Origin of the sequence: Streptomyces sp. NPDC059256 (assembly GCF_042753785.1) — a bacterium.
Lineage (GTDB): Bacteria > Actinomycetota > Actinomycetes > Streptomycetales > Streptomycetaceae > Streptomyces.
This window is the reverse complement of record NZ_JBHYZO010000035.1, coordinates 23366-49231: the sequence shown is the minus strand read 5'-3', so window position 1 is coordinate 49231 and position 25866 is coordinate 23366. Positions and strand designations below refer to the sequence as shown.

21 protein-coding genes and 1 pseudogene are annotated in these 25866 nt (G+C 66.5%); 14 read left to right on the top strand and 8 right to left on the bottom strand.

The genetic code is table 11. The features are described from left to right. Positions 1–60: 60 nt before the first annotated feature. Complete coding sequence (locus tag ACFXJL_RS33915) at positions 61–597, bottom strand: hypothetical protein (protein WP_384699152.1); 537 nt, start codon at positions 595–597, stop codon at positions 61–63. A 22-nt stretch (positions 598–619) separates the two neighbouring features. On the opposite strand from ACFXJL_RS33915, the pseudogene ACFXJL_RS33910 reads away from it, so the two are divergent. The 3 genes and pseudogenes from ACFXJL_RS33910 to ACFXJL_RS33900 form a co-directional block, all read left to right on the top strand. Then, positions 620–673: pseudogene (locus ACFXJL_RS33910) on the top strand (hypothetical protein); the annotation flags it as partial. Positions 674–1120: 447 nt separating this feature from the next. Continuing rightward, positions 1121–1366: a hypothetical protein gene (locus ACFXJL_RS33905; RefSeq protein WP_384644952.1), complete on the top strand. Its 246-nt coding sequence runs from the start codon at positions 1121–1123 to the stop codon at positions 1364–1366. 186 nt (positions 1367–1552) lie between these two features. Next, positions 1553–1801, top strand: a complete 249-nt coding sequence (locus ACFXJL_RS33900; protein WP_384699149.1) for a hypothetical protein — start codon at positions 1553–1555, stop codon at positions 1799–1801. Positions 1802–2827: 1026 nt separating this feature from the next. Here the strand turns inward: ACFXJL_RS33900 and ACFXJL_RS33895 are convergent. From ACFXJL_RS33895 to ACFXJL_RS33880, 4 genes are all read right to left on the bottom strand, one after another. Continuing rightward, on the bottom strand, positions 2828–3433 hold the full coding sequence (locus tag ACFXJL_RS33895) for a short chain dehydrogenase (RefSeq protein ID WP_384699155.1): 606 nt from the start codon (positions 3431–3433) through the stop codon (positions 2828–2830). Continuing rightward, a complete protein-coding gene (locus ACFXJL_RS33890) occupies positions 3430–4320 on the bottom strand; it encodes a helix-turn-helix transcriptional regulator (RefSeq protein WP_384699146.1) in 891 nt (296 codons plus the stop codon). The genes ACFXJL_RS33895 and ACFXJL_RS33890 overlap by 4 nt, the downstream gene beginning before the upstream one ends. 835 nt (positions 4321–5155) lie before the next feature. After that, complete coding sequence (locus tag ACFXJL_RS33885) at positions 5156–6418, bottom strand: ricin-type beta-trefoil lectin domain protein (RefSeq protein WP_384644788.1); 1263 nt, start codon at positions 6416–6418, stop codon at positions 5156–5158. A 389-nt stretch (positions 6419–6807) separates the two neighbouring features. Then, entirely contained in the window at positions 6808–9036 is a 2229-nt protein-coding gene (locus ACFXJL_RS33880; RefSeq protein ID WP_384699142.1) for an APC family permease, read from the bottom strand. Between the two features lie 468 nt (positions 9037–9504). Between ACFXJL_RS33880 and ACFXJL_RS33875 the strand changes: the two genes are divergently transcribed. Together ACFXJL_RS33875 and ACFXJL_RS33870 are read left to right on the top strand one after the other, a co-directional pair. Then, the gene (locus ACFXJL_RS33875) at positions 9505–11271 is read left to right on the top strand and encodes a phosphatidylglycerol lysyltransferase domain-containing protein (RefSeq protein WP_384699139.1); all 1767 of its coding nucleotides are present in this window, start codon (positions 9505–9507) and stop codon (positions 11269–11271) included. Beyond that, positions 11268–11966, top strand: a complete 699-nt coding sequence (locus ACFXJL_RS33870; RefSeq protein ID WP_384699137.1) for a hypothetical protein — start codon at positions 11268–11270, stop codon at positions 11964–11966. Before ACFXJL_RS33875 ends, ACFXJL_RS33870 begins: the two co-directional genes overlap by 4 nt. Before the next feature lie 523 nt (positions 11967–12489). Here the strand turns inward: ACFXJL_RS33870 and ACFXJL_RS33865 are convergent. Continuing rightward, entirely contained in the window at positions 12490–12933 is a 444-nt protein-coding gene (locus ACFXJL_RS33865; protein ID WP_384699134.1) for a MarR family winged helix-turn-helix transcriptional regulator, read from the bottom strand. A gap of 87 nt (positions 12934–13020) precedes the next feature. Here ACFXJL_RS33865 and ACFXJL_RS33860 point away from each other — a divergent pair, with 87 nt between their 5' ends. The 4 genes from ACFXJL_RS33860 (at position 13021) to ACFXJL_RS33845 (ending at position 17733) form a co-directional block, all read left to right on the top strand. Then, the gene (locus ACFXJL_RS33860; RefSeq protein ID WP_384699131.1) at positions 13021–13521 is read left to right on the top strand and encodes an SDR family NAD(P)-dependent oxidoreductase; all 501 of its coding nucleotides are present in this window, start codon (positions 13021–13023) and stop codon (positions 13519–13521) included. A gap of 102 nt (positions 13522–13623) precedes the next feature. Beyond that, positions 13624–13911 (top strand): hypothetical protein, encoded by a 288-nt coding sequence (locus ACFXJL_RS33855; protein WP_384699128.1) that lies wholly within the window; start codon positions 13624–13626, stop codon positions 13909–13911. Between the two features lie 1263 nt (positions 13912–15174). After that, on the top strand, positions 15175–15723 hold the full coding sequence (locus ACFXJL_RS33850; protein WP_384699125.1) for a hypothetical protein: 549 nt from the start codon (positions 15175–15177) through the stop codon (positions 15721–15723). A 492-nt stretch (positions 15724–16215) separates the two neighbouring features. Then, the gene (locus ACFXJL_RS33845) at positions 16216–17733 is read left to right on the top strand and encodes a gamma-glutamyltransferase (RefSeq protein ID WP_384699123.1); all 1518 of its coding nucleotides are present in this window, start codon (positions 16216–16218) and stop codon (positions 17731–17733) included. A 174-nt stretch (positions 17734–17907) separates the two neighbouring features. Here the strand turns inward: ACFXJL_RS33845 and ACFXJL_RS33840 are convergent, their stop codons facing one another. Further along, positions 17908–18792 (bottom strand): transporter, encoded by an 885-nt coding sequence (locus tag ACFXJL_RS33840; RefSeq protein WP_384699120.1) that lies wholly within the window; start codon positions 18790–18792, stop codon positions 17908–17910. Positions 18793–18886: 94 nt separating this feature from the next. On the opposite strand from ACFXJL_RS33840, the gene ACFXJL_RS33835 reads away from it, so the two are divergent. The 4 genes from ACFXJL_RS33835 (at position 18887) to ACFXJL_RS33820 (ending at position 23676) form a co-directional block, all read left to right on the top strand. Then, positions 18887–19624, top strand: coding sequence for a WD40 repeat domain-containing protein (locus ACFXJL_RS33835; RefSeq protein WP_384699117.1), 738 nt, complete (start codon positions 18887–18889; stop codon positions 19622–19624). 1043 nt (positions 19625–20667) lie between these two features. Next, positions 20668–21198, top strand: a complete 531-nt coding sequence (locus tag ACFXJL_RS33830) for a MauE/DoxX family redox-associated membrane protein (RefSeq protein ID WP_358881122.1) — start codon at positions 20668–20670, stop codon at positions 21196–21198. A 58-nt stretch (positions 21199–21256) separates the two neighbouring features. Continuing rightward, a complete protein-coding gene (locus ACFXJL_RS33825) occupies positions 21257–21805 on the top strand; it encodes a redoxin family protein (protein ID WP_358881123.1) in 549 nt (182 codons plus the stop codon). Beyond that, positions 21802–23676, top strand: coding sequence for an ABC transporter ATP-binding protein (locus ACFXJL_RS33820; protein ID WP_384699113.1), 1875 nt, complete (start codon positions 21802–21804; stop codon positions 23674–23676). Before ACFXJL_RS33825 ends, ACFXJL_RS33820 begins: the two co-directional genes overlap by 4 nt. Before the next feature lie 679 nt (positions 23677–24355). Here ACFXJL_RS33820 and ACFXJL_RS33815 read toward each other — a convergent pair. Then, positions 24356–25321, bottom strand: coding sequence for a pirin family protein (locus ACFXJL_RS33815; RefSeq protein ID WP_384699110.1), 966 nt, complete (start codon positions 25319–25321; stop codon positions 24356–24358). Positions 25322–25452: 131 nt separating this feature from the next. Here ACFXJL_RS33815 and ACFXJL_RS33810 point away from each other — a divergent pair, with 131 nt between their 5' ends. Further along, positions 25453–25806: a tetratricopeptide repeat protein gene (locus tag ACFXJL_RS33810; RefSeq protein ID WP_384644098.1), complete on the top strand. Its 354-nt coding sequence runs from the start codon at positions 25453–25455 to the stop codon at positions 25804–25806. The last annotated feature ends 60 nt before the right edge of the window (positions 25807–25866 follow it).

The following is a 25866-nucleotide window of genomic DNA, read 5'->3' as shown; positions in this document are numbered from 1 at the left end:
GAGAGCTTCGAGGCAGGACTTCACCTCCGAGGATCAATCATGTGGCTGAAGCACATCGTCTCAGCCACATGATCCGAACTTCCAACACGCCCTAGTGCGGGCCACTGACATCGACGGCGTCAAGGGACCGCCCGCCCTGCGGACAGGGTGGCTCCGGACTCCTCGCCCGCTGGCGGGAGGTCGGTCAGCCGGTGGCGGCGAGGTGGACGCTGTCGATCGTGTCCTGGTCGGTGGTGGTTTCCCCGTCCATGACCTTGTTCCGTCGGTCCGTTCCAGGACGTGGCGGTCGGCGCGGAACCAGATGCTCTGGGCCAGGCGCCTGCCATTGGCCGGGGAGTCCCGCTCGACGGTGACGGTGCGGCTGCTGGACTGGGTGGACTCGGCGGCCACACAGGTGCGCAGCTGGTAGCTGAGGGATGCGGAGAAGCCTTTGTACTTCGCTCCGGTCTCGGCGGTGACGGAGATGCCGGTGGTGGTCTCGACCTCCCGAGCGTTGGTGGAGAGCCCGACGGTGACGCTCTGGGACTCCTTCTTGTTCATCTGGCCGCTGTGGTCGTAGAAGTAGACGGTTCTCGACGAGTCACGTGCTGACTTCAAGGCGCTGAAGATCAGTGAGAGGATGTTCGCCGGTGTCGAATCGCTGTGCTTCGATGCCGGGCTGGAGATCTACCGGCACTGCGCACCGGCCTGGGACGGCGAGGACGGGCTCTTCGACGTCCGGTCGCTGAATGAGCGACCTGCTACCCCAGCTGAAGCGTGGCCGTGGACGACGGCACCATCACCACGCCGGGCAAGTGGGAGATCCTCGCCGCCCGCGGTAGCAACGGAAGCTGAGGACGGGGCCGTGGCAACGACGGAAGAACAGAGCGGAGCGCTGCGATGCGCTCACTGCGGGCGGGGCCTCGTGTGCAATCCGCCGGCAGCGGGCGGACCGGCGTGCCTCGGGCAGTTCCACATCGACAGCGGAGAAGTCTTCTGCTTCCCGGAGCAGGGCGTGGACGGCCCGCGAGCCTGGCCGGTGCGTTCATGCACTTGCAGGGACCCGGACCACGCACCGGCTGTGGCGGACCTGGCTCCGCCACAGCCTCCCGCCACGGCAGGTGGGCGCGGCAGGGTGCCGGTGTCCCGCAAGGAGTATCTGGCCGGGATCGGCAAGGCGTTCCTTGGCGATCCCGGGCGGGGACCGGAACCGAATGTCGTCGTGCTGCCGGACGGCGCGGGAGTGTGCGTCGTGCAGCCCGTCCGCGGCGGCGGCAAGGTCTACGTGGCCCAGGACGAGACCGTCTTGTTCGTCCCTTCCTCCACCGATTTCGACACCGGACTCGCCGCCTTCACCAGAGGTGAAAGGACTTCGCGGAAGCCCTGATCGGCGCCGGGCCGATGCCGGTGATCGGGCTGTGCTCCTGGCCAGGACCCTCATAGCCTCCTGAGGTTCTCAACACGCTGAGTTGACAGACATCCCATGAGGTGAAGAGTCAAACGGCGGGTGCGTGAGCCCAGGGGGCCCAGGCAGTCGCCTTCCCATCGGCCGCCCGTCGTTCCGCTCGAACAGATGCCCCAGTCTCCGCAGATGACGCTCTACTTCGACCCGTTGGCCATCCTCGGCAACGACCGCGATGCCTTTCGGGGCCGTTGGGAGGACCAACTGTGGCTCAACGTCCCCGGGCCCTCCTACGGCAGGGAGACGGACACCTGCTGGACGGGACGGCTCTGGGCACCCGCCCATGTCCTCTATGGAGGCAAGCACCTCAGCGAGTACGTCTATCGCCAACCCAAAACACTGCGGACACGGCCCTGCTAATCGAGGTGGCAGACAACGACCCTTTCCTCGGGTACGGCTGTGACGGCGACTCTCGGTGGACACCGAAAACGGTCCGGGAGTGGTGGTACAACCGCAGCCAGGTCGTGGAGTACCTATCCGATCAGCAGTGCAAATGGGATGAGAGCGATGCCTGGGCAGGCCAGGGTCTCTTCGACCTAAAGGAGTTCAGCAGGGGCCAGCGGGGGTGCGGTTCAGTTCTGGTCTTGCCCGTGCTGGACGAAACCGCGCGTCCAACGCGACGTGGTACCGCTCGGTGTAATAGGCCAGGTCCGAGTACCAGAACCATTGCCCATCGATGAGTAGGTGCAGCCCGTCGATCAGCTCTCGGCCTGAACTCAGGATGTCGTAAACGAGAGATCCTGTGGTGGCAAGGGTTGACGCTCCTCGTCCCGCCCTGGGTGGCCACGCACGGCAGCCCGGAGCGAAGGCCCATCTGACCGGCCGTGCTGGAGCGCCCGGAACTCGCCGAGGAACCTGACGGCGTGAGAGTTCGCGCTGTTCATGCGCGGGAGCCCAACTCGGGAAAGGCGGTCTCCGTCTCCTCAGGGAAGGCAGCGGAGTCTGCGCGGTGCTGCCCTGGGGGCCATGGCGCACAGACTTCTTCGCTGCGCACCGCCCCGGGCCTCGCGTCCGCGGTCATGCCGGAGGCGATGGCCGCGGACGGTGCTGTCACCGTGCGCGCGGTGGCTGTCCCCCGGGGTCGCCGTCGGCCCTTGGCCGACAAGGTGGACACGGCGGCGGACGGTTCGAGTCCTTGTCCACTGAAGCGGTTACCCGCGCTCCCGGGCCTCTGCTAGGAAGGCAGTCCTGGCCACCGCGTTGTGATGGGTCTGATCGTGCGCCGATGGTGGCCGTCCAGCCGTTGCGCTGGAGGTGGCAGGTGCCGTCGGGGTCGATGCGTACCGCGGTTCCGGCGGCGGGCAGGGCGCCGTCGATGACGAGCCAGGATTCCTGGCTTGTGGAGCCACGTTTGTCAGGCTCCACAACAGAGTTGAGCGGCCCGGGTCACCCATACGCCCGGATGATCCGGCCGGTGTTGTCGCCTTCGACACAGTGCAGGTAGTGATCGACGAGTTCATCCATCGGTACCGAGCGCATGCCCGGGAAGTGTTCGGCGAATGCATCCGTGGAATCGCCGATCATCGTGGGGCTGACCACATTGATTCGCATACCCCGTGGTAGCTCGATCGCCGCAGACAGGGCGAAGCTGTGCAGGGAGCCGCTGATGACGCCGCCACCGGTGACATGCGGCCAGGCCTGATCTGCGAAGATGCCGGATGTCAGAGTGAAGGACGCACCGTCGGCGCAGTGATGCTGGCCCGTGAGGACGAGATCGGCCTGCCCGAAGAACTTGGCCCGCATGTTCTCGTACAACGCTTCCGGTGTCAGCGTGCCGAACTCATCGAGCAGACCGTGCGCCGCGACACTCACAACGCTGTCGACCGCCCCGATCTCACGGTACATGGTCTCTATGGATGCGTGCGAGACCAGATCGACGTGAACATCGCCCGAGGTGCGTCCGGCCACGACAACGTCATGGCCGTGGGATCGGAGAGCGGTTACCAGTCGCCTCCCGATGGTGCCCGCACCGCCGACCACAATGATCCTCATGATGCGTTTTCCCTCCGTGACAGGCCTTCTGGAGCGGGCCACGGGTCGAGGCTCTGTGTCAGCAAGGTGAGAGCGTCGGCGTCCGGGGTGCCAGGGCGCGCGTAGAAGAGGCCGATCTGCTGATCATCGTCGGGCAGGGTGACCGTCTCGTTCGCCAGCGTCACCCGCCCGACAACGGGATGCTCCAGTTGGCGCACATAGTACGAGCAGGTTCGGACGGGGCGCCGCGCCCACAACCGGGCGAACTCCGAGCTCTGTGCTACGAGTTCGCCAACGCGTCGTTCGAGCCCGCGGTCGGCCGGGTGCCGCGCGCACGCTTGGCGTAGAGCCGCGACCGTGATCTGTGCTTTGGCAGACCATTCGCAGTACAGCGCACGGTGGTGGGGATCGAGGAACAGCATGCGGGCGACGTTCGGCCGGTTCCGTGTGTTGGGCGCGTCGACGTCGATGTGGCCGGCTAGCAGAGCGTGGCCGAGGCGGTTCCACGCCAGGATGTCGGCGCGATGGTCGATCACGATCGCCGGTGTTCCCGGGATGGCGGCGAGCAGTTCACGTACCGAGGGCCTCAACCGGCTTCTGCGGGAAGGAGAGCGAGTGGGCCGTCTCGGAGCCGCGAGCATGCGCAGGTGTTCGTGCTCAGCCCGGTCCAACCGCAGCGCGGCAGCCAGCGCGTCAATGACCGCAGGAGAGGCACTGCTGCTGGCTCCCTGCTCAAGTCGGGTGTAGTAGCCGGCGCTGACACCGGCGAGTTCGGCCAACTCTTCCCTGCGCAGTCCCGGCACTCGCCGATGGGTGATTCCGGGGGCTATGCCTGCCACATCCGGTGTCAGGCGTTCACGCCGACTGCGCAGAAACCCGCCGAGGTCGTTCGCTCCAGTATTGATCACCGGTCCATCGTCGCGTGAATCGTCCGTGTCTTCCTGCACCGGACAGGGATACCTTCGCGACCCGTCGGCTGCCTACCGCAACCTGGATTCCCCCCACCAGGAAGAACCTCCGACCGGGCGGATCGCCTACTCGCCCAGACCGGTCCGAACCCCGTTCCGAGCACCGTGTTGTGCGAAATCCCAACGCCACGTCCGAGGTCTTTGCGGTTCGAGGTTCGCAAGTGTCCTGTCAGGCGCGCGATTTTCGCTTCGCTGACTCCTTCGGCGTCGGCCCGGCGAGCAAGCGTTTCCTCCAAGACTGACGCGTCGTCGACCTCGACGCACCGCGCCGAGACAACCCGATCACCGTCTCCTAGAGATCGCGGCGCTGGGAACACATCCCTTTTGCACCACTGGCTGCCGCGTCCACGAGGTGCGACTGAAGGCCAACGGAGCTGAACCGCTACTTCGTCCAGTGATCTGTATGCCAGTACCCGTACATGCCCTGTCCCATCGTTCGTTGACGCCTGCTGCTGTCGCCGAGCCGGTGGCTCTTTCGCACGCCGGCGTCCCCGATGAGAGCCGCCTACGGCCACGACTCGACTGTGAGCACCCAGCGGATGGGCCGGAGATCAACGTCCTGCAGGCCCCATGTGGGCAAGACCAGCCGACCAATCCTGTGCCTAAATTCGCTGTGTTGGCAGGTCGAAGTGTCGTCTGCGGTCTCGCATACGGCTGTAGCACCTGGACCAGCGCTTATTGACATAGGCCCGGCACAAGCGACAAGGGCTGCGTTTCGGCCCGCACCCTGGAATGATCTCCGGAGCGACCAGGGGTGTGGAGTGGGTAGGGCCGCTTAGCTGCGCCATCGCCAGTAGAGTTCGGGCTGGCGTTGCGTGCCGCAGCTGGAGAGTCTTAGTTCGGGGCTCTTGCGGTGTTGGTCGTCCCAGCGGGCGGGCAGTGCACGGTCGTTCTGGTAGAGGCAGCTTCCTTTGCCGTTGGAGATCTGCCAAGCCGTACGTTTCCAGGTGGTGCTTTTCCACGGTTCTCGGGTCCACTTCTGGCTCCCGTCATCGCGATTGCACCGTCGCAGGCCAACGGTTGACGTGAGCGCGGTGAGGCAGGAGTCGCGGTCAAGCTGTGGTCTGATGGTCCTGTCGTTCCTCTTGTCCCATTTTTGTGCGTTAGATCCGTCACAGGCTTGGATGCTGACCGTCCCGTTGCGCTGTGGACGGTTGGTGGCGTGGAGGCACTGTGCCGGGTCCCTTCCGGTGAAGTACGTAGTGCGGCCGATATCTCCGAGGATCTCGCCAGTGCGCGGAGCTCTATGGACCTGTTGGTACTGCCGGTGGATCCATAGGCTCCAATCCCGCTGGAGCGTGCCCCGGTAGGGGGTGACGCTCGCGCATGTTCCGGTGGCACGGCATTTTCGGTTGGCGAGATACCAACGCGCCACCTCGTCCTTCTCCGCGGATGCTGCGGGGCTGAGGTTGGCCTTCAAGGAGGACATGGTGTAGCCGAGGTAGGACGACACCGGAACTCCGAGCGCATACCCCACCCTGCGGAAGTACCGACTGCCGATGCCGTGGTCACTGTGGTCGACACCGCCACCGAGTCCGAAGGCGAATGACGCATGGTCGTGGTCCATGGTCAGAATGCGTACCGCTTTGCTCAGCCGCACTAGCGCGGACACGACCGCGAGCAGTCGGCTCTCCGTGTAGCTTTCGGTGTTCTGAAAGGTCTGGATTTGTTTCCTCCTGCCCTCGAACAACTGGAGGAGACTGTTCGACTCCTGACCCTGCGGAAGGCCATCGTGGAGGTCCAAGAACGTCAGTCGCACATCGGCGACTCGGGCCTTGTCCGCGAGCTTGTAGGACCTGACACGCAGGCCGTCCGCCATCACGTCCGCCCGCTTCCAGCGGTTGGCTGCCTCCGCCATCTCCGCATAGGCCGCCCGTACTCCGTACTCCCTGCGGTCCACGTATTCCCGTGCCTTGACCCGGTTCTTCTTGCCGCCGTCGCCTGCGGTCAGATACACGGTGTCGACTCGGCAGCCGGCGCGAACGATCTGCCTGACCTCCGGACTCAGGAAGAACAGATCGTCGTCGGGATGGGCCACACCCACCAGGGTGCGCCGACACTGCCGCGGGTCCTTCGTGGAGGCGGCCGAGTGGGATGACACATCCGCCGTGCCGGGAAGGGGACTGAAATTGGATGCGGGCGAGCAAGCGGACACCAGCAGAGCCGCCACTACGAGCACCGTCGCGACCGGCAGCGTACGGGGCGACCAGTTCCGTCGGCGCCTTCTCCACTCCACCGAAACCTCTTTCCGGTCGTCGATCGATTTCTGGAGGATCTTCTGGTGTACCGGACAGACTCAACCGACACACCGGGTCATTGCCCAGAAACCCTTAAATATCCTCTGTCTGCTCAGGCCGACGGGCGCCGCTGTGCACGCTGGGCTGGTTGTACAACGTGTGCGGACAGGAGCTTGCGCGGAGCGGCCCCTCAGGGCAGATGGAAGGGCACGCTGGTGATGACGATCTTGGGAAGGGGGCGCAGTGCGCGACGCAAGCGCGCTGCGGTGCGGCTGTGGAGGAGTTGATGGCGACGGTGGCGGGCGACGATCTCGGGGAGGATCACCGTCAGAGTGAGATCGGGGTGTTGGTGGTGGAGTGCCTCGATGTAGTGGACGAGGGGGGCGACAGTGGCGCGGTAGGGAGAAAGGACGATTTCCAGCGGCAGATGGTTGCCCCAGAGGGTCCAGTAGTCGCGGAAGCGTTGGGCTTCCTCCTCAGTGACGCTGATGTGGAGGGCGAGCACGGGCTGTTGGAGTGAGGCGGCATAGGCCAGGGCGCGCATGCCAGCGAGGTCGAGGGTCGAGACGGCGACGATCGAGAGATGCCGGATCTCCTCGGGAATCGACTGGTCCTCTCCGTTCTCGGTGGAGCCGGGCTCGTCCTGCCCACCCCTGGTAGAAGGCCCTTTGCTGGGTAGTGGTCCCGCCGCGGCGCCTCTGGGTAGTTCCACGGTGTGCGGATGTAGTCGCAAGGCCGCACGGGCGGCCTGGTAGTGACGCTGGATCCGCAGCGTCACGATGAGGAACAGTCCGACGGCGACAACCGCTACCCATGCTCCCGAAGTGAACTTGCTGATGCCAGCGGTGACGAAGACCAGGGCGGAGAGTAGGCAGCCGACCGCGTTGAAGAGCAGGCTCTTGCGCCAGTGGCTGTTGCGTAGGTACCACCAGTGGACGACCATTCCGGCCTGCGAGAGCGTGAAGGCGAGGAAGACCCCGACAGCGTACAGCGGGATCAGTGCTGAGGTCAGGCCGTCGAACGCGACGAACACCAGCGCTGCGGCCAGCGAGAGCAGGATGATCCCGTTGCTGTAGGCGAGCCGGTCACCGAGGCGCAGGAAGACGCGGGGGGCGTATTCGTCGCGGGCGAGCAGGGACAACACCCGGGGGAAGTCGTTGTAGGCGGTGTTGGCGGCCAGGATGAGGACCGCAGCCGTTGCCGCCTGGACGACGACGTACATCCAGCCCGACCCGAAGCTGAGGTGCGCGAGTTGGGACAGCACGGTTTCCTGGGCATTGGGTACCACCCCAGCGAAGTGGGTGAGCACGACGATGCCGGCGAACATGCTGATCAGCAGCCCCACCATCCAGGTGAGCGTGGTACGGGCGTTGCGCCACTCGACGGGCTTGAAGGCGGGCACAGCGTTGGAGATCGCTTCGATGCCGGTCATCGCGGTGGCACCGGAGGAGAAGGCTCGCATGATCAAGAGCAGGCCCACCGATTCGGCGACTGGCAGTGTCGGGGTCGGACGCGGCTCGAAACCCCGGTCGGCAGCGTCGGCCAGACCGAAGACGACCAGTGCGAACATGGCGGTGATGAAGACGTAGGTCGGGGCGGCGAACAGTGTCCCGGCCTGACGGACGCCCCGTAAATTCCCTGCGAGAAGAAGGACGATCACCCCCACACCGATGGGCACGGTGGCGGAGGCCACCGACGGAATCGCCGAAGTGATCGCCGCCACCCCCGAAGCGATCGACACCGCGACCGTAAGGACGTAGTCCGTCATCAGCCCAGCGGCTGCCACCAGCCCCGGCACCCGGCCCAAGTTGTCACTGGCGACGATGTAGGAGCCGCCGCCGTGTGGATAGGCCCGAATCGTCTGACGGTACGAGAGCCCGACTGCCAGCATGAGAAACACGATCGCCCCTGCGACGGGGAACGAGTAGGCCAGCCCCGCCGAACCAGCCAGTACGAGGACCGCGAGCATCGCCTCCGGGCCGTAGGCGACCGAGGAAAGGGCGTCGGCTGAGAGCACGGGTAGCGCCAGCAGCTTGCGCATTCGCTCGGTGACGACCGCCGAACTCTTCAGCGCGGCACCCAACAGCACCCGCCGGGCGCGCACCCCCGTGCGGTCCAGCCTGCCGGGTGGGAGTTCGTCGGTGTCGGTCCCCTCCCCGGAGGTCGACCCCAACCTGGAGATCTCCACCAGACGTCCAAACCGGGCCGACTGGATCTCGGCCGGGGACGGAAACCTCCCCAGGTCCGGATCGACAGGTAGGGCGCGATGCCACACAGTGGGAGCCGCCGACACCCGACCCCACTCCCGCCCGAGCCGGCGCAGCGCGCGTAACTGCTCCGCGCCCAGACCTGGCGACTGGGCGGACGGACCGGGTGGACCGGTTTGCTCCGCCGGCTGGCTGCCCTGTGTATCCCTCACCTCGCGCAGTGTGGCCGATGGGAGTTCGATACAGGGGGACCGACATGACAGTCGGACGTTCTCCGTCGAACTGCGTGTGCGGTACCCGGCCTCGATGACAATGTTGCCCTTGAGTGCTTGGCGCCGTCAGGGGTGTGGTCCCGGCGTTGATGTGGCTCAGTGCCGGTTCGGGCAAGGACAGATGCCTGATACTCGTGCTGCTGTGCCGGCTGTTGCCTCTCAGTAAGAGTCAACTATGGGCTATGTCTGAAATCGAGCTTCCGGTGGAACTGGGAGAGTTTCTGGTGGACCAACCGGCTGGTTCGGCATCATCTTTGGCAATGGATGAAGTGCGGTCCCGACATGTGCGATCGGCGAAGGGTTCCTACAGTGGCGCTTCGCGTGTACCTGTTTCCGGGTGGAAACTCCACCCGTTCAGCGCGCTGACGGATCGCGTGCGAGAGCCCTGCGCCCCCTAAGGTCGCTCACATGGGGCGCGTCCGACCGAGTCCGCAGCCGGGTGGGGATCGCAGCGAGTGGCCACGGCGCTCGTACTTCTTCGCGGTCTGGTATCTGCGCGTCATTTCGTTCATCAACTTCCTCGGCGCTGTGTGGGTGACACTCGGAAATGACATCCGACGGCACAATGACGACGAGTTCTTCACGCCCTATCTGCTGACCGCCGGGTTCTTTTCGGGCTCCCTCGCCCTGTTCCTGGCGATCACTATGCGGCGGCACAAACGCGCCGCCTGGATCCTCAATCTCGCTCTGGCCGGGCTGACGCTGGTGCTGACCGCTTTGGCTTTGGGATTGCCGGTCTACCGGCGGCACGCTCAGAACTGGGTCGCGGTCCTACTGACCGCGCTCTTCGTCGCCGTCCTGCTCGTCGGGCGGCGAGAGTTCTACGCGAAAGGTGACCGGTCCAACCCGAAACTGGCGACCGTGGTCGGTGCGGTAGGGCTGGCGGCGGGCTCACTGCTCGCAGCCGCCATGGTCACCGTAACCAACACCGACTCGGACCCCGGACGCTCAGGCTTCCTGGACCGTTGGCACTACGGTGTGCTCCGCATGTTCTCGCTTGCCTACGACGACATCCACGTTGAGGGCATCGTCACCCCGGGCTGGGCCAATGTGCTCATCAACCTGATCAGTACCGCGCTGATCCTGCTGGTCCTGTACGCGGCCTTCAGGTCCCGCCGCGCCGTTGACCCACTCAGCACGAACGACGAGGAGCGGTTGCGGGACCTCCTAGAGCGTCACGGTGACCGGGACTCGCTCGGCTACTTCGCCCTGCGCCGCGACAAAAGCGTCATCTGGTCGCCTTCGGGCAAGGCCGCCGTCACCTACCGAGTGGTCGGCGGCGTCTCGCTCGCTTCCGGCGATCCCATCGGAGACCCGGAGGCATGGCCGGGAGCGATCGACCGCTGGCTGGTCCAGGCCCGTGAACACGGCTGGACGCCCTCCGTGATCGGGGCGAGCGAAGAGGGCGGCATCAGCTACGCCCGGCACGGTCTGAATGCGTTGGAACTGGGCGACGAGGCGATCGTCGACACGGACGAGTTCACTCTTGAGGGTCGCGCCATGCGGAGTGTTCGCCAGGCGCACCGTCGTGTAGAACGTGCCGGGTACAGCGTTGGTGTCAGCCGTCACGAGGACCTACCGTCGCATGAGATGGCCCAGGTGATCGCACTGGCTGACGGCTGGCGCGACGGGGTGACCGAGCGCGGATTCTCCATGGCACTGGGTCGTCTCGGCGACCCGCAGGACGGGCGTTGCATGATGATGGTCTGCCGAGATAGCGAAGGACAGCCGCGGGCTCTGCTGAGTTTTGTCCCGTGGGGTACCGAAGGACTCTCCCTGGATCTGATGCGGCGTGACCGAGACTCGGACAACGGTCTGTTCGAGTTCATGGTGCTGGAGCTGATCCAGCGCGCTGATGACCTCGGATTCACCCAACTCTCGCTGAACTTCGCGATGTTCCGCGCGGTCTTCGAACGCGGTTCACGGCTCGGAGCCGGTCCGGTGCTGCGGATGTGGCGCTCGCTGCTGACCTTCTTCTCCCGCTGGTGGCAGATTGAGTCGCTCTACCGCGCCAACGCCAAGTACCGGCCCATCTGGGAACCCCGTTTCCTGCTCTACGCCCAGAGCACCGACCTGCTGCGGATCGGCATTGCGAGCGCCCGCGCCGAGGGCTTCCTGGAGGCGCCCGGACTGCCGAAGTGGCTACACCACAGACATCTGGAAACCCGCCGTTGAACACGGCGACCTCCTTCGCCAGACGTGAATGGGGACCGCTGTATGGGGCAGTACAGACGGCCCTGGCCACCCGGGGGTGGCGGGCCATCCCCCTGACGCTCGCCTCGGTCTGTCTGATCGCGCTCCTTCAGATTGTCCAGAACCAGAGCTGGGGTCGGGGCTTTGTCCAGGACGTCGGGTTCGTCCGAGCCCAGGACCCTATCTGGCTCGCCCTGCTCCGCACCCCGCTCTCACTCTTCGTGCCCGCACCCAGCCTGCCTCTGTGGGGCGCGCTGGCGCAGGTGCTGCTGGTATTCGGCATCGCGGAGATCTGCTTGGGGCGTCCGCGGACCCTGCTCGTCGCCTATGTCTGCACCCTCACCGGGACGTTCTGCGCGCGGTTCGGGATCGCCATCGGCCCTGACAGCGCCTTCGGTCTGCCGGTCTCGGACGCGCAGGTCGTCGACACCGGACCGTCGGCGGCGGTCGCCGGGCTCGCGGTCTGTGTCTGTGTGGCCCTGCGCGCGTGGCTCACCGGGGCACTGGTGATCCTCGTGATGGTCATCGAGGTCATCGTCAAACCCAACATGGCGGGCAAGGAGCATCTCGTCGCCATCGGGGCGGCGCTCGCGCTCTGCGCACTCGCGGCCATCCTGCGGCGGCGACGCCCGTCCGTCAGCGGCGACAGGTCCCGACCTCCGCCGCTGGGTCCCTGAAACAGTCAGTAGAGCCTGTTGCAGAGGTAGTGTTTTTTTGGGGTGCAGGGCTGGATTGGTGTCGGGTCTGGTCATGGGGGTCGGCGGTGCTGATCGCCAGGCCGGAAATGGAACCGGACTTGACCGCGTGGCGGGCGGAGCGGCAGACGACCTCCCCAACTTGTGCGGCAAGGCCACCGGCCCTGAAGGAGGTCATGAACGTGATCCTCTACGTCAACCGCACCGGGATCGCCTCGCGCTACCTGCCGCACGGCTTCCCAGCCCACACCACCGTCTTCTCCCACTTCACCAACCGGAGCGACAGCACCATCGAGCAGATCGGAGTGGGCACCTGCACCGATCCAACAGATTGCCCATCAGCGGCATCTGTCAGCCGCGACCATACCCAGAGCACCCGCACGGTGCGAGTGATCGCTTCTTCCACGGTCTCCAATGTGCACCCGGCTGACTCCGCTCCCGCCCCAGGCCGCATCGGCCCGAGTCCGGTCTCCCGACGCGGAGACCCCACTGCCGCGTTCGGTCGCTACTGCGCCCGCGCATGTTGGTCGAGACGGCTCAGGAGTTCGCGCAGTTGGTGTAGTTCGCGAGGGGAGAGGTCTCCGTACACGGGATTGGCCTCGGCCGTGCGCTCCAACAGGTCCCGGCGCAGTTTCTCCCCCTGAGAGGTAAGGACAATGGCCCGGGCCCGCCCGTCGGTAAGCCCTGCGGCGCTGCCCGCCCGACGCTCGACCAGTCCCCGGCCGGCCAGCCGGTTGATCAGATGGGTGGTGTTGGAGCGGTCGGCCCAAAGTAGTTCGGCGACCTTGCCGATCAGCAGCGCCTCGCCCGGCTGGAGGGTGATGAGGGCTTTGGCCTCGGATCGGGAGAGCCCGAACTCGGCGATACGCGCGAAGTAGTGCGCCGTGAGCCGCTCCGTGAGCCGATAGGCCAAGGGCACCAGATCGTCCTGGGGTGATGCGTCGTCCATGCCCTCACGATAGTCAGATGGTGGTTGTTTGACAACTATATCTAGAGCAATGATAGTTGCAATACAACTACTTCTTAGGAGTCCTGGATGAAGGATGACCGCACTGGACCAGCCCTCACGGGGCGCAAGGTCCTTATCACCGGGGCGACCAGCGGCATCGGCCGGGCGACCGCGGAGGCGCTGGCCGGCCGTGGCGCCACTGTCATCCTGGTCGCCCGCGACCATGACCGCGGGGAGGCCGTGCGCCGGGAGATCACCGACGCCACGGGCAACCCCGCGGTGGAGGTCCGCCTGGCCGACCTGTCCTCGCAGCACTCAATACACCAGCTCGCCCGAGCCGTCATCGCCGACCATGACAGGTTGCACGTCCTCGTCAACAACGCGGGAGTCATCAACCCCCACCGTCGCGAGACCGCCGATGGACTGGAGGAAACCCTCGCAATCAACCACCTCGCCCCCTTTCTACTCACCCACCTGCTCCTGCCGACCTTGCGCGCCTCCTCCCCCGCCCGTGTGATCACGGTCAGCTCGGCCGCCCAGGCCATGGGCCGTATCGATCTCGACGACCTGCAGAGCACCCGTGGATAGGCACAACAGCGCTCCTACAACCAGTCCAAGCTCGCCAACGTCCTGTTCACCTATGAACTGGCCCGTCGCCTGGAGGCGGATGGCGTCGGCGGTCCGGGTGGAGTGAGCGCCGTCGCCGTCGAACCGGGCTTCGTGCGCACCTCCATGCGCCCACCCTTCCCCTACAGCATGTTCGCGGCTCTGCGCACCAGTGCCGACAACGGCGCACGGGCTTCGGTCGCCCTGGCGGGAGCCAACCGTCTCGACACCGACAACGGCGTCTTCTTCGGCCGCAAGGGGAACCCGGTCCGCACCGCGCGGATCTCCTACGACACGGCTCTCGCGGGCCGCCTCTGGAACGCCAGCGCCGAACTCACCGCACACACACCGTGCTTCCCCGAAACCCCCTGACCGTTCTCCAGCAGAGCTGACCGACCGCCCAGATATGGCGCGGCTGGGAGCCTGAGCCGACTATCGGTGCCACTACTCCGACTCCGGTCGAAAAAGAGGATCCAGGAGGCACACTCAACCGCGGGACACACGCCTGCCGGAGTCCATGGCGAACAGGGCGGAACTCGTTCTCGGTCAAGCCAGTGGCACCGGCGCGGAGCCGGGCGGGAGCGCGGCGCTTCCGTTGCGCCCCCGCTCGGTGCAGACGGGGACTCCGGGGCGAACAGCGACTCGATGTCGGTGGATGGTGCGTACGAAAACATCGAGGCGCCGGGCGAGTTCGGCCGATGGACGAGACCTGGCGTTTGGAGCAGCCTGCCGATCGAGAGGAACCGGTCGAACTTCATGAGAAACAGGCTCTCCAGGAAGATACGACAACAGTTGTCATATTTCCCTGGCGAGCGCGGATGCCGGAGAACACCGAAACACCACACCAGGAGATCCGGCAAACCCACCAAGCCACTACGCATCAGCGGCACACCCACCCTCCACCGCCTCACAAACCGTGACACACCCCGCCAAGCCTCGCTAGAACTCAGCATCACACCCGGAATCCAAGCATTCGCCATCACCTTCGGCTGACTCCCGCGCCGCGGGCTCATCTGCGGCAGGACCGCACACATTCCACCCAACCTGCCGCCCAGAAGGCGCAGCCCACGCCCAAGGCCGACCAGACGCTCATCGCAGCCCATGGGCGGTTGCCTCTAGGCCAAGAAGACGGACGGCCCACGGCCCTCAGTGGCACTGTCCGCCGACAGCAACAGCCGCCCCATCACGTCGAGGTCTCCATCCCCTCACCGATCGTCAGGTACAGATGAAACGCCAGGCCAGAGGGCCGGAAGACTGAATGCTGACCCTCCTCTCAAGGCGTCTGCTCTCTCGCCCCGGGACTCGGGCACCGCTACCAGGGGCACACTCCGAACTCTCGTTCGCTGACCGGCGGATTGAAGCGTGCCCACCCGGGATACATCCGCCCCAAGGAGGCGCCCAGAAGTACGCCTGTCCGTTGAGCGCTGGTGGGCCAACTCATCGATCCCCGTCTCAACGCTGCGCCGAGGACTACCAGTCCCGACGATCTCGCCGCACGGTGCCAATCGCGGTAGTGCTCCAGCGCCCAGGGCCGTGAATCTCCGCTTCGGGAGGGAGTCCGCCGCTTCCTGAACGGGTACAGGTGCGTCCGCGTGTTGGGCTAGAGTCCCCGAACTCACCAAGGAGGCGAAGCGCATGCCCGATACCGAGATCGTCAACACCCTGTGCCACCCCGAGCACTGGCTCGTCTACGCCCTGCCCTGGCCCGAGGACGCCCGCGACGAGCCGCAGGCCGAAGCCGCGGTCGTCATCGCCCCACCCCTGATAGCCGGAAGAACTTTAGAGGCGCTGCCCGACCACATACTGGGCGTGCTGGCCTGGACGCAGGAGTACGCGGACGAGCACCCGGACCAGGAGATCATCTTCTTTACAGACGTCACCCGCTGGCTGGAATGGGAGAAGGGACTGTCATGGGTATCGCTGGGCATTGACTGGGAACGCGCCCTAACCGACATTCCCGAGGAGCCCCTCCTCTTGCTGTACCTGACGATCAACCGGCGGGCCTACCGGCATCTGATCGACACCGCCCGCGTCGCCCGCGTGTACTACACCAATCGCAACTCCGAGATCCTCACCGCTGAAGAACGCCAGGCCGTGCGCGATGCCTTCGCGACACAACTGCACGCCGACTGGCCCCCGTACATTCACAGATCGCTGGCCGACGGCAGCCTCACCTTGGACTAGAACCCGCCAGCAGAGTGTCACGCCCACCTCAGGAGCGATACCAGAGTGACAGCTGCCTGATCGGACTTCCAGCGGGAGGCCAAAGCCCCTCGACACTCCACTGGCCGTTACTGAGACCTCCCTGCGTCGAGGCCCCGCCCGGCAACGTGAGGCACTGGTGGAATGAAGGAATGTGAGACGGGCAGGGGCGGCGATGTGCCGACGGAGACGACATCACCACAAATGCCCGTCCCAGCGGCAGATCCACAGCGGACAGCGAGCCCGACCGGGGCCACTCCCGCCCGGACTGCCAGCCGCCTCGGGACGGGGCGTCAGCAGCGGGAAAGCCGGTGAGCACAGATCAGACCTTGTTCACCCACCGGACCCTCTGCGCACCGGGGGCGGCTCTGGCCGGGCACCCTAAAGGCCCCGGTCGACAGAGCCGACTGCCGACGAGCCCAGACGCCCGACCCAGCGGGTCCGACCAGCACTGCGGGCTGGCACAGTGTTTCCGTGCCAGCGACGAACAGCAGCAACCACAAGCAGCCCCGCTATTTGGACGCCATCGACGTGCCCGTCCTCTTCCGTGACGGACCCGGCGGGCGAACGAGAGGACAGTGGCGCCGTGCGGACCACGCCGAGTGGCCCGGTGCGGGCTTTCCGCCCAAGGACGGCTGGTACCTGCCCACCACGACCTGGCGGGAGATCCTGAAAGCCGCGATCAGTGTGGGCAGGGACTTCACCCCCTGGCTCGACAAGCCGGACTACGCCGTCCGGGAGATAGCCGCCCGCATCTCCCCCCTCGACTCCTATCTGGACCTCCACCCCGCCCCGGTCCTCCACGATCACGGCGCCGGACGGCGGTTGACCGCGAACATCGTCCTGGAGAAGTCGGAAGCCAGTGCCTTCGGCGCCTTCTCCTACCGGCTGGGCATGACCTTCGCCGAATGGGCCTGCCGCTCGCTCATGGGGTTGGGTGAGACCTGGGACGTGGAGAGCGGCTGGCCGCCAAACATCGTGGATCCCGCCCAGGGCAAGAAGGTCAAGGGCCAGAAGAACCCGCGTCCCGACCTGTGGGGCACACACGCCGCAGAGGACTGCTACTGGCTCGTCGAGGCCAAGGGCGGCACACTCACCCCCGACCGCCTCGACCGCGGCTGGGAACAAGTGGTGGGAGGATGCGCGGTCGTGCACCCGTACGGGGTCGATCACCGGGCCGTGCTGTGCGGAGCCAACCTTCGGCGCGGGGTGCACGCTAAGAACGACGTGTTTGTCATCATCCGCCACGAGCACCACCCCGGAACCCCACCCGCCAACGCTGGCATCGGCACCCAGGACTCACCGTACGACGGGTCGCAGTCCGCCGAGGACGTGCTCGACGCGGACGCCACCGGCAGCAGCCTCCTTGCCGTCGCCCGCTCCCAGATGCTCCCCTACCTCGCCCTGCGATCCCTGTGGCAGTCCTCCCCCTCCCGGCTCCGCCTCGTCCCCGTCGCCCGGGACCGGGCCGAGCGCCGCCGCACCACCGGCCGCCTCACCCTCATGGAAGACGACCACGCCACCCGGGAGCGCCGACACCACCTACGTGAGATCGACGATCACGAGGACGACATCGTTCGCGAAGTGGGGCTGGAGAGCTTCCTCACCGGCCGTGTCCCGGGCACTGAGGTCACTCTCGGGATGTCCGGGCGCCTCTACAGCGCGTGCGAGGAGCTGTTCCGCGCCGACCGGGAGATCGCCGAACGGACCCCTGGTCTGCGTGCCGAGGACCGAGCGGCCCGCACCGCCCTGGACGAGGAAGACCTCGCCCAATACTCCGGGGCAGTGCGGCGCGAGTACCGAGAGCGCCAGGAAGAAGCTCGGCCCCGCGTCCAGCGCCGGCTCCGCAACGCCTACCTTCGGGACTACGAACTGCCCTGGGCGCACCGCATGGTTACCACGCCGCGATTCGACCTCGATCCCGACGCCCTCGAAGCCACCACCCCCGAGACCTACCTGGCCATCCGCCCCCAGGACCTGCCCCACCAGTAGCCACAAGCCCAAAACCAGTGCCGGGGACGGCGGAAGATAGCAGGGGTTCCCCGGTTCGCGAAACCGGAAAACCCCTGGACTATTGATTACTCCACCGCCACGCCCTGCCCACTTCTTCCGAAGGAAGCAGCAACCACGACCGCACAATCAGCCGCGAGTACGCCGGCCCGAGCGCTACGCCGCGGCGTACGCCAGACGGAACAAGTCCACCGCCCGCTCCAGATCACGCTCCGAGCGGAGTTGGACCTCCAGGTCGCCCGAACCGTGGTGCCCGAGCCCGGTCACATCCCGGGTGAAGCCGGGCACGAGGTCCACCTCCTTCGGGAGCAGCCTCACGTAGGCGAGGACCTTCGTCTGCTGAGCCGGGGGGACACAGGCGACGTTCCGCAGCCGCTGGTAGGCGCGGTACTTCTTTCGGTGCACCGGGACCACATCGGCCCCCAGACCGAGCAGTACCTCGTCCACCGCCTCGGCCAGCTCCCGCAGCACACCCGCCGGTACAGCTCCGGACCCCCGAACGGCACCCTGCCGCCGACGGGGCACCGTGGCGTGCCCCGCCACCGACGCAACCGTCTCCAACGCGATGTACTCATCGCCGTACATGCGGTAGCGGACCAGATCGATACTGCGCCGATGCTCCCGCACAGCGTGCACGTCGTAGCGGGTGAAATCGCCGGCCACACAGATCACCCTCGGCGCACTCCACAGGATCTGCCCGGCCGCCTCCGAACCGAGCCGGTCCCGCACCAAGCGCTGAAACTCGTCCCGGTGATCCATCAACCAGGCCAGATAGAACAACCCCTGGTGAATCACCCCCGCGTCCGTCGCCCGCCTGTACTCCACGACCACCGACGCACCGTTCTCGTTCAGGCCCAACGAATCGATCCGCCCACCGTGCAATGGCCCAGTGCTGTACTCGCTCGCCAGGAACCGCACCCCCAGCATCGTCTCCATGTGCGCCTCGACAAGGTCCTGCACGTCCGCCTCGCGCTCGGCCAGACGAGGCGCGACCTCGGCCACGCTTCCGCTCGTTGTGTGAAACAGCTTCAGTCCCGACACCCGCCCCTTCTCGACTCGAAATCGAGAACGTCGCGGAGGGGCAAGAGTATTTGTCCGGCACACCCTCACCGGGCATCGGGGCGGTGTTGCTTCGGTGGCGTACAGTCCCGACGGGCGTACCCTCGCCATGGCAAGCGTTGAAGGTGTCACGCGGCTCTGGGATATGGCGTCGAGCAGAGTTCGGCACACTCTCACCGGATACACCGGTGTCTTCTCGGTGGCGTTCAGCCCGGACGGCCGTACTCTTGCCACCGCCAGCTTCGACACAACCGTGCGGTTGTGGGATGTGGCATCGAGGACTGTCCGGCACACTCTCACGGGCCACAGCGATGACGTTGCGTCGGTGACGTTCAGCCCTGATGGCCAAACCCTCGCCGTCGGGGCAGAGGGTGAGGACTGGGCAGTGTGGTCATGGGACGTGGCAACCGGCCGGACACGCAGCAACACCTTCCTCGGCCACACCGGTGGCGGCTTCTCGGTCGCGTTCAGCCCCGACGGACGCACTCTTGCCACCGGTGCGGGCTCCTTCAACGAAGGTGAGGGTCGAGCGGTGCGCCTGTGGGACGTGGCCACCGGTCAAACGCGCAGCAACACCTTCCCCGGCTACACGGGCGGTGTCCTCTCGGTGGTGTTCAGCCCTGACGGGCGCACTCTTGCCACCGCAGGCGACGACGGCATCGTACGGCTGTGGGATGTATCCCTGCTCAGCCCGGACGAAGCGATGCGCAAGATATGTCGGGCGCTCCACCGGGACTTCACCATGACCGAGAGGTCGTTGTACCTCCCGGATCGAGGGCACAGCCCCGTCTGCCCACAGGGTGGGAGCGCATGATGGCTGCTCGTCCGACGTGCCGCAGCGGCCAGGGACCCCTACGCGGTGCTCGGCGTGCGACGACGGCGACGGCACCTTGCTGTGTTGTCGGATCACTCGAAAACGCCGGTACGAGAGCGACACAAGGCGAGCTCTCTCTTTCCGCACCACCTGCCCCACCAGAGATGTGATTAAACAACAGTTTCTACCTCATCTTCAGCCGCATTGGCTGATAGGCGCGTTGTGATGGTCCGGAGTGAGTGATCTACTCCCAAGGTGCGTTCCGGGTGGCCACGGCGCCCCTGGCTGGGGAGGAGCGAGATTCTTGCTGCCGTAGGCCCCCGGGCAGGAACCGGGTTACCAGAACCGCCTAGTGCACCGACGACCGACGAGAAGAGGCGAACCATGAAGTTCCTAAACCGACTCGGCGACACCCTGCTCGGCAAACTGGTACCCGAGACCGAAGCATCGGCCTCAGGTCCGACAAATCCGTGCCAGGGCAACTGCCCAAGCGGCCAGTGCATGAGCAGCAGTCAAGAACTGAGCAGTTGCTCGCAGCACAAGTACAACGCCCGATGCTGCTACTGGGGTGGCAGTGCCTGCCCTGTTCGCTACTGCAGCCCGTGGACATACTGCGGCCTGTGTTGATGAGTCCGCAGCAACGCCGTAGCTGATTCCAACGAGGAGGGTCATTGTTCCGTCTGCTGCGGCACCCACTCGGTGCGCCAGTGGGTTCGGGCCCTGGCTCTCCTCGCCAAAGCCCTGGGGACGCTCTCCTCATCGGTCAAGCAGACAGCCACCACCAGGCCCGGCAAAGGCGCCGTCACCCGCAGTGTCCCAGCCACGGGCCGCGGTCCCGGCATCAGCCGAAGCCGGCGCTCTCCCAAGACCCTTCCGTCCGGCAAACGCCGTGAAGTGTGCACGGACGGACTGCGGGCAGGTCCACTCCTCCCTCTGGCGGACGGCCCGTCCAGGTCGGGCCTCACCCATCCGAAGCCCCTCCCCATCCCCTTGGCGCTCCCACAGCGCCAGTTCACCACCCGAGTGCTGGCGGAGGAGGAAACATGATGTACGCGGTCCTCACGGCGCGGCTCGCGCTCGCCGGGGTCCTCCTGCTGTCCGCGGTGGCGAAGACCCGGGCCTTCAGCGACACGCAGGCCATGGTGGACGGGCTCCTGCGTCGCAGCGGCCACGGTGTCCGCCGCCTCGCGCGGCCCTTGGCCGTCGCCCTGATCGCGGTGGAGGCCACCACCGGGTTCGCACTGCTCGGTCCCAAGGAAGTGGCTCGGTTCGGGCTCATAGCCGCCGTCGCACTGGCCGCGGGCTTCACCGCGATCGCCATCGTCGCCACCGTCACTCACACCGAGGTGTCGTGCGCCTGCTTCGGTCGGCCCACCGCACGGCTGGGCCGCCGCCATATCGCCCGCAACGCGCCCCTGCTGGGTCTGGCGGTCGTGGGGCTGTGGGGAAGCGGTGCCGTCTCGGGGACAACGCCCGCACCACCCGCCATCGTCCTCTGCGTACTGACAGCCGTGGTGATCACAGCAGTCACCGCCTTCTTCGACGACATCGTCGACCTACTGCTTTCCCCGTAACCCTTCGGCACTCCCGCCGAAGGATCTCCGACTTGCCTGCGACGAAAGGGAAATGGACATGGTCTACCTGTCACTGGGGCTGCTGCTCCTCGGCGCTGTCACCGCGCTCAACCTGGTGTTGGTCCTCGCCGTCATCCGACGACTCCGGCGCCACGAGGACGAGCGCAAGAAGGAGTACGCAAGCCAAGGAAACATGCAGTCCGGGCCCCCGGTGGGTGAGCCGCTGCCCACGCTCAGCGCAGTCGCCATCGACGGCTCGCCGATCACATCGGACGCCCTGCGCGGCCGTGAAGCAGCGCTGACGTTCCTGACGACCGACTGCCCCGCCTGTGTCGCGGCGGCCGGGGACCTGCCCGAGTTCGCCCGACGGACCGGAATGGATGCCGAGCAGATGGTGGTGGTGATCGCCGGCGACGAGACGGCGGCACGCTCCATGGCCGCCTCCCTGGCCGGGGTGGCCGGGGTGGTCCTGGAGGAGTCCTCGGGTCCACTGCACACCCGGTACCTGATTCAGGCCACACCCACCGTGGTCATGGTCGACGCGGACGGCACCGTCACCTATGCCGAGGCCGGCACCCACCCGGTGTTGGACCAGCTTCCGGCGTGAGCGGAGGCCAGGAGACCGAGGTGCACCGGCTGGGCGGTCTGCGGGGTACGGTCACCAGCGCGGCGGCGGCCCTGGCACTGACCTGGCGCGCAGGGCCCGTCACCGTCATCTGCCATGTGCTGCTGACCATCGCCCAGGGGCTGTTGCCGGTCGCGGTCACTTTGCTCACAAAGTGGCTGTTCGACGCACTCTCCCAGGGGCGGGAGGCCGACGGACCGTCCCCAGAGGTGCTGGCCGTGGGAATCGGCGCGGTGACGGCGCTGATGGTCGTCCTCCCGTTCGCATCGAACTACACCCAGGCCAGGCTCCAGCGCGGCATCGTCTACCTGGCCCAGCGGCGGCTCTACGGCAAGGTGAACGAGTTCGTCGGCCTCTCACGGTTCGAGAACCCGCAGTTCCTGGACCGTTTGCGACTGGCTCAGGAGTCGGCGGTCAGCGCACCCCACCAGATCACGGGCGCGCTGTTCGGCCTCGTACAGCAGACCATCGCAATCGTGGGAATGGTGGCGGTCCTCGCCGGGGTCTCCCCCTGGCTGACGGCGGTGACGGTCGCCGCCGCCGTGCCGGCCTTGCTGGCTCAGATATCACTCACCCGGCGGCAGGCGGTGCTGACGTGGACGATCAGTCCGCGCAATCGGCGCCAACTCTTCTACCAGGCGCTGATGCTGGATCTGTCCGCGGCGAAGGAGGTGCGGCTGTTCGGGGCCGGTGGGTTCCTGCTCGGCCGGATGAACACGGAGACCCGGGAGATCAACTCCGCTGAAGAGCGTTATGAGCGCTCGGAGTTGGCCCTCCAGACACCGCCGGCCGCGCTGGGTGCACTGATCGCCGCGGGTGGTCTTGCGTGGTTGGTGCACGACGCGCTGTCCGGGCGGTTCAGTGTGGGGGACGTGTCCGCCTACCTTGCGGCGACGGCAGGGGTGCAAGGTGCACTGTCCGCCACCATAGGCCATGTGACCAGCGGATACCATGGCTTGCTGACATTCCGTCACTACGTTGACATCAACCGGCTCCCCACCGACCTGCCGGTGCGAACCGATCCCGTTCCCGTGCACCCGCTGTCCGGCTGCATCGAGTTGGACGACGTGTGGTTCCGCTATCAGGACGACGGGCCTTGGGTGCTACGGGGGGTGAGCCTGACGATCGGCCGCGGCGAGTCGGTGGCGCTGATCGGCCTGAACGGCGCTGGGAAGTCGACCCTGGTCAAGCTGCTGTGCCGGCTGTACGACCCGACGGAGGGTGCCGTCCGGTGGGATGGCACGGACATCCGCGAGCTGGACCCGGCCGCGTTGCGGGAGCGGATCAGCGCGGTGTTCCAAGACCGGGTGGACTACGACCTGTCGGCGACGGACAACATCGGCATCGGCGACCTGCCACACCTCGGCTCCCCCGAGCGCATAGCCGGTGCGGCGCGCCGCGCGGGCGCCCATGACTTCATCGCTGAACTACCGCGCGGCTACGACACGTTGCTCTCCCGTACGTTCCCCGAACCGGACGACGAGGAGACGGGCAAGCCCTCGGCGGGAGTGGCACTGTCCGGCGGGCAATGGCAGCGCCTCGCCCTGGCCCGCGCGATGCTGCGTGAAGGTCGCGACCTTCTCATCCTGGACGAACCCACGACGGGTCTGGACGCCGCTGCGGAGCAGCAGTTGCATGAGCGGCTGCGGGCCTACCGGGAGGGTACGACCAGTCTGCTGATCTCGCACAGGCTGGGCACCGCACGCCGGGCCGATCGCATCGTGGTGCTCGCGGAAGGAAGGGTCAAGGAGTGCGGTAGCCATGCTGAACTCATCTCCCTGGGGGGCGAGTACGCCCGGCTCTTCACGATTCAGGCATCCGGATACACCGAGGACGAGGAGCTGGCGGTGTGAGCGATGTGTTGGGGCGGGACCGGGGCCGTGAGAGGACGAGGCCGATGCACGGCATGGGCAACGTCGGCGTAGTGAATCCGGCCTCTGCCCGACAGTCCCGCCCACGCACTCATCGGTGCGGAGCTCGCCACCCTGCCTCCCGTGGCAGACGCCGCCCACGGGAGACAAGCCTGACCGAGGTGCGCCTGCTCAGCGTGTGGTCACCCTAAAGGTGCTGAGTACGGCCTTGTGGTCGGTCGGCCAGGTCCAGGTGGGCTCCCAGAACCTGTCCCTGCCCGACTCCTTGACCCGCTTATTGCGCACGATGGTGCTGGACGGACCAACGATCACACTTGTGAGATCCCTACACGAAACACCCTCGATGCTTGCACCTCGACTCCGCCTCAGTGCCCCGCGCCACCACGAGGTCAGCAGCATCCGTTAGCCATCGCATCTGCAAATGCCTAACCAACTCCCGGAACAGCCCGTGCGTGCCGATATTTCGACTGACGAATCGTCAGCAAAGTCAGCAAGAGTCCGCCCAGAGGTGCCCACAGCCGCCCAACGACGGGAATCCGCGCCGGCCCGGGGAGCCCCGCTCAGAGCCAGTCAAGCACCACCGGGCCAGGCGTTCCGCGCACAAAAATGATGCCGCCGGCTACATCAGCCAGCGGCATCAAAAGAGCAGCATCACCGCAGGTCAGCGCACCCTTCCCCGGGCCTTCAAGGGCAGCGGGGGCAGTTCCGGAGCGGGTAGCGGACCCCCGTCGTAACCCTTCACCTCACCGAAGCGGGAGCCCTCCATCCAGTCCTTGCGGGCGGTCTCGATCTCCGACTGTGTACGTCCGACAAAGTTCCACCACATGATCAGCTCTTCCTCGAACGGCTCTCCGCCGAGCAGCATCAAGCCGGCGTCCGATGCGGCCAGCAGGGGGAGCTCCCGTCGTCCGCAGCCCAGGTAGAGCATGGACCCGGAGGTCAGCGGTACGTCGTCCACCCGGACCTGCCCCGACATGGCGAGCACCGCGTACTCGAAGTCCGGGTTCAAGGGCAGGTTGAGGCGGGCACCCTCGGTCAGGGCGAGGTCGGCGCCGACGATCGGGGTGTAGGTGGTGCCGGGTGAGGCGGCGCCGTCGATGTCGCCGAGGATGACGGTGGCCGTGAGGCCGGGTGCCGTGAGTTGCGGAAGGTCCGTGTGGTGCTGGAAGTGGGGTTCCACGTGCCGGTGGGTGTCGGGGAGGGCCACCCACAGTTGTGCGCCGTGGAGGTAGCGCGCATGGGAGCGGGGGCTCTCCTCGGAGTGGCTGATCGCCCGGCCCGAGGTCATCAGGCCGAGCTCCCGGGGGCGGATGGTGGCGAGGCTGCCCGTGCTGTCCCGGTGCAGCACCTCTCCCTCGTGCAGCCAGCTGACGGTTTGGAGACCCATGTGCGGATGGGGCGGCACCTGCATTCCGGGTTCGTCCGCGATGTCGTCGGGTCCGTAGTGGTCGACGAACGCCCAGGCGCCGACCATGCGGCGGCCGAGGTTGGGCAGCAGCCTGCGGACTTCGGTGGATTCACCCAGGGGGACGCGGCGGGGACTGAGGAGTTCGCGTACGGGCTCGGCGACGACGAACCCGCGACCGCCGCAGACGGAGGGGGCGGCCTGACGATCGAGATTGCTCATGGCGCTCAACCTATTCCTGTGCGTGTGGGGACGATCGGCCCCACACCCCCAACAGTAGTGGAATATTCAACTACCCTCGCTCCGTTGACGCCATCAGCAGCAACGGCACCAGACTCCAAGGAGGAGAACCAGTGAGCGAGACCTACTACGAGTTCGGCACCGCCGCCGAGCGGTGGGACCGTGCGCAGATGTTCTTCGACGCCAAGGAGTACCAGACGGCGGCACGGATCGTGCGCGGCTTGATCGACGAGGCGCCGGGCCAGGTCGCCCAGCGGCTGTTGCTCGCGCGCTCCTACTACCACTCCGCCCAGCTGTCCCGGGCCGAGACGGAACTGCGGGCGATCTTGGAGCTGGACCCGGTGGAGCACTACGCCCGACTGATGCTCGGGCGCACCCTGGAGCGCCTGGGTCGCTCGGATGAAGCGGCGCCCCACCTGCGGATGGCAGCCGCCATGGCCGGGGAGGGCCCTGACCTCATGGATTGAGGGCCGCTCACGCGCCCCACTCGGGGATTGAGGAACGATCATTCTTGACCGATCGTTCCC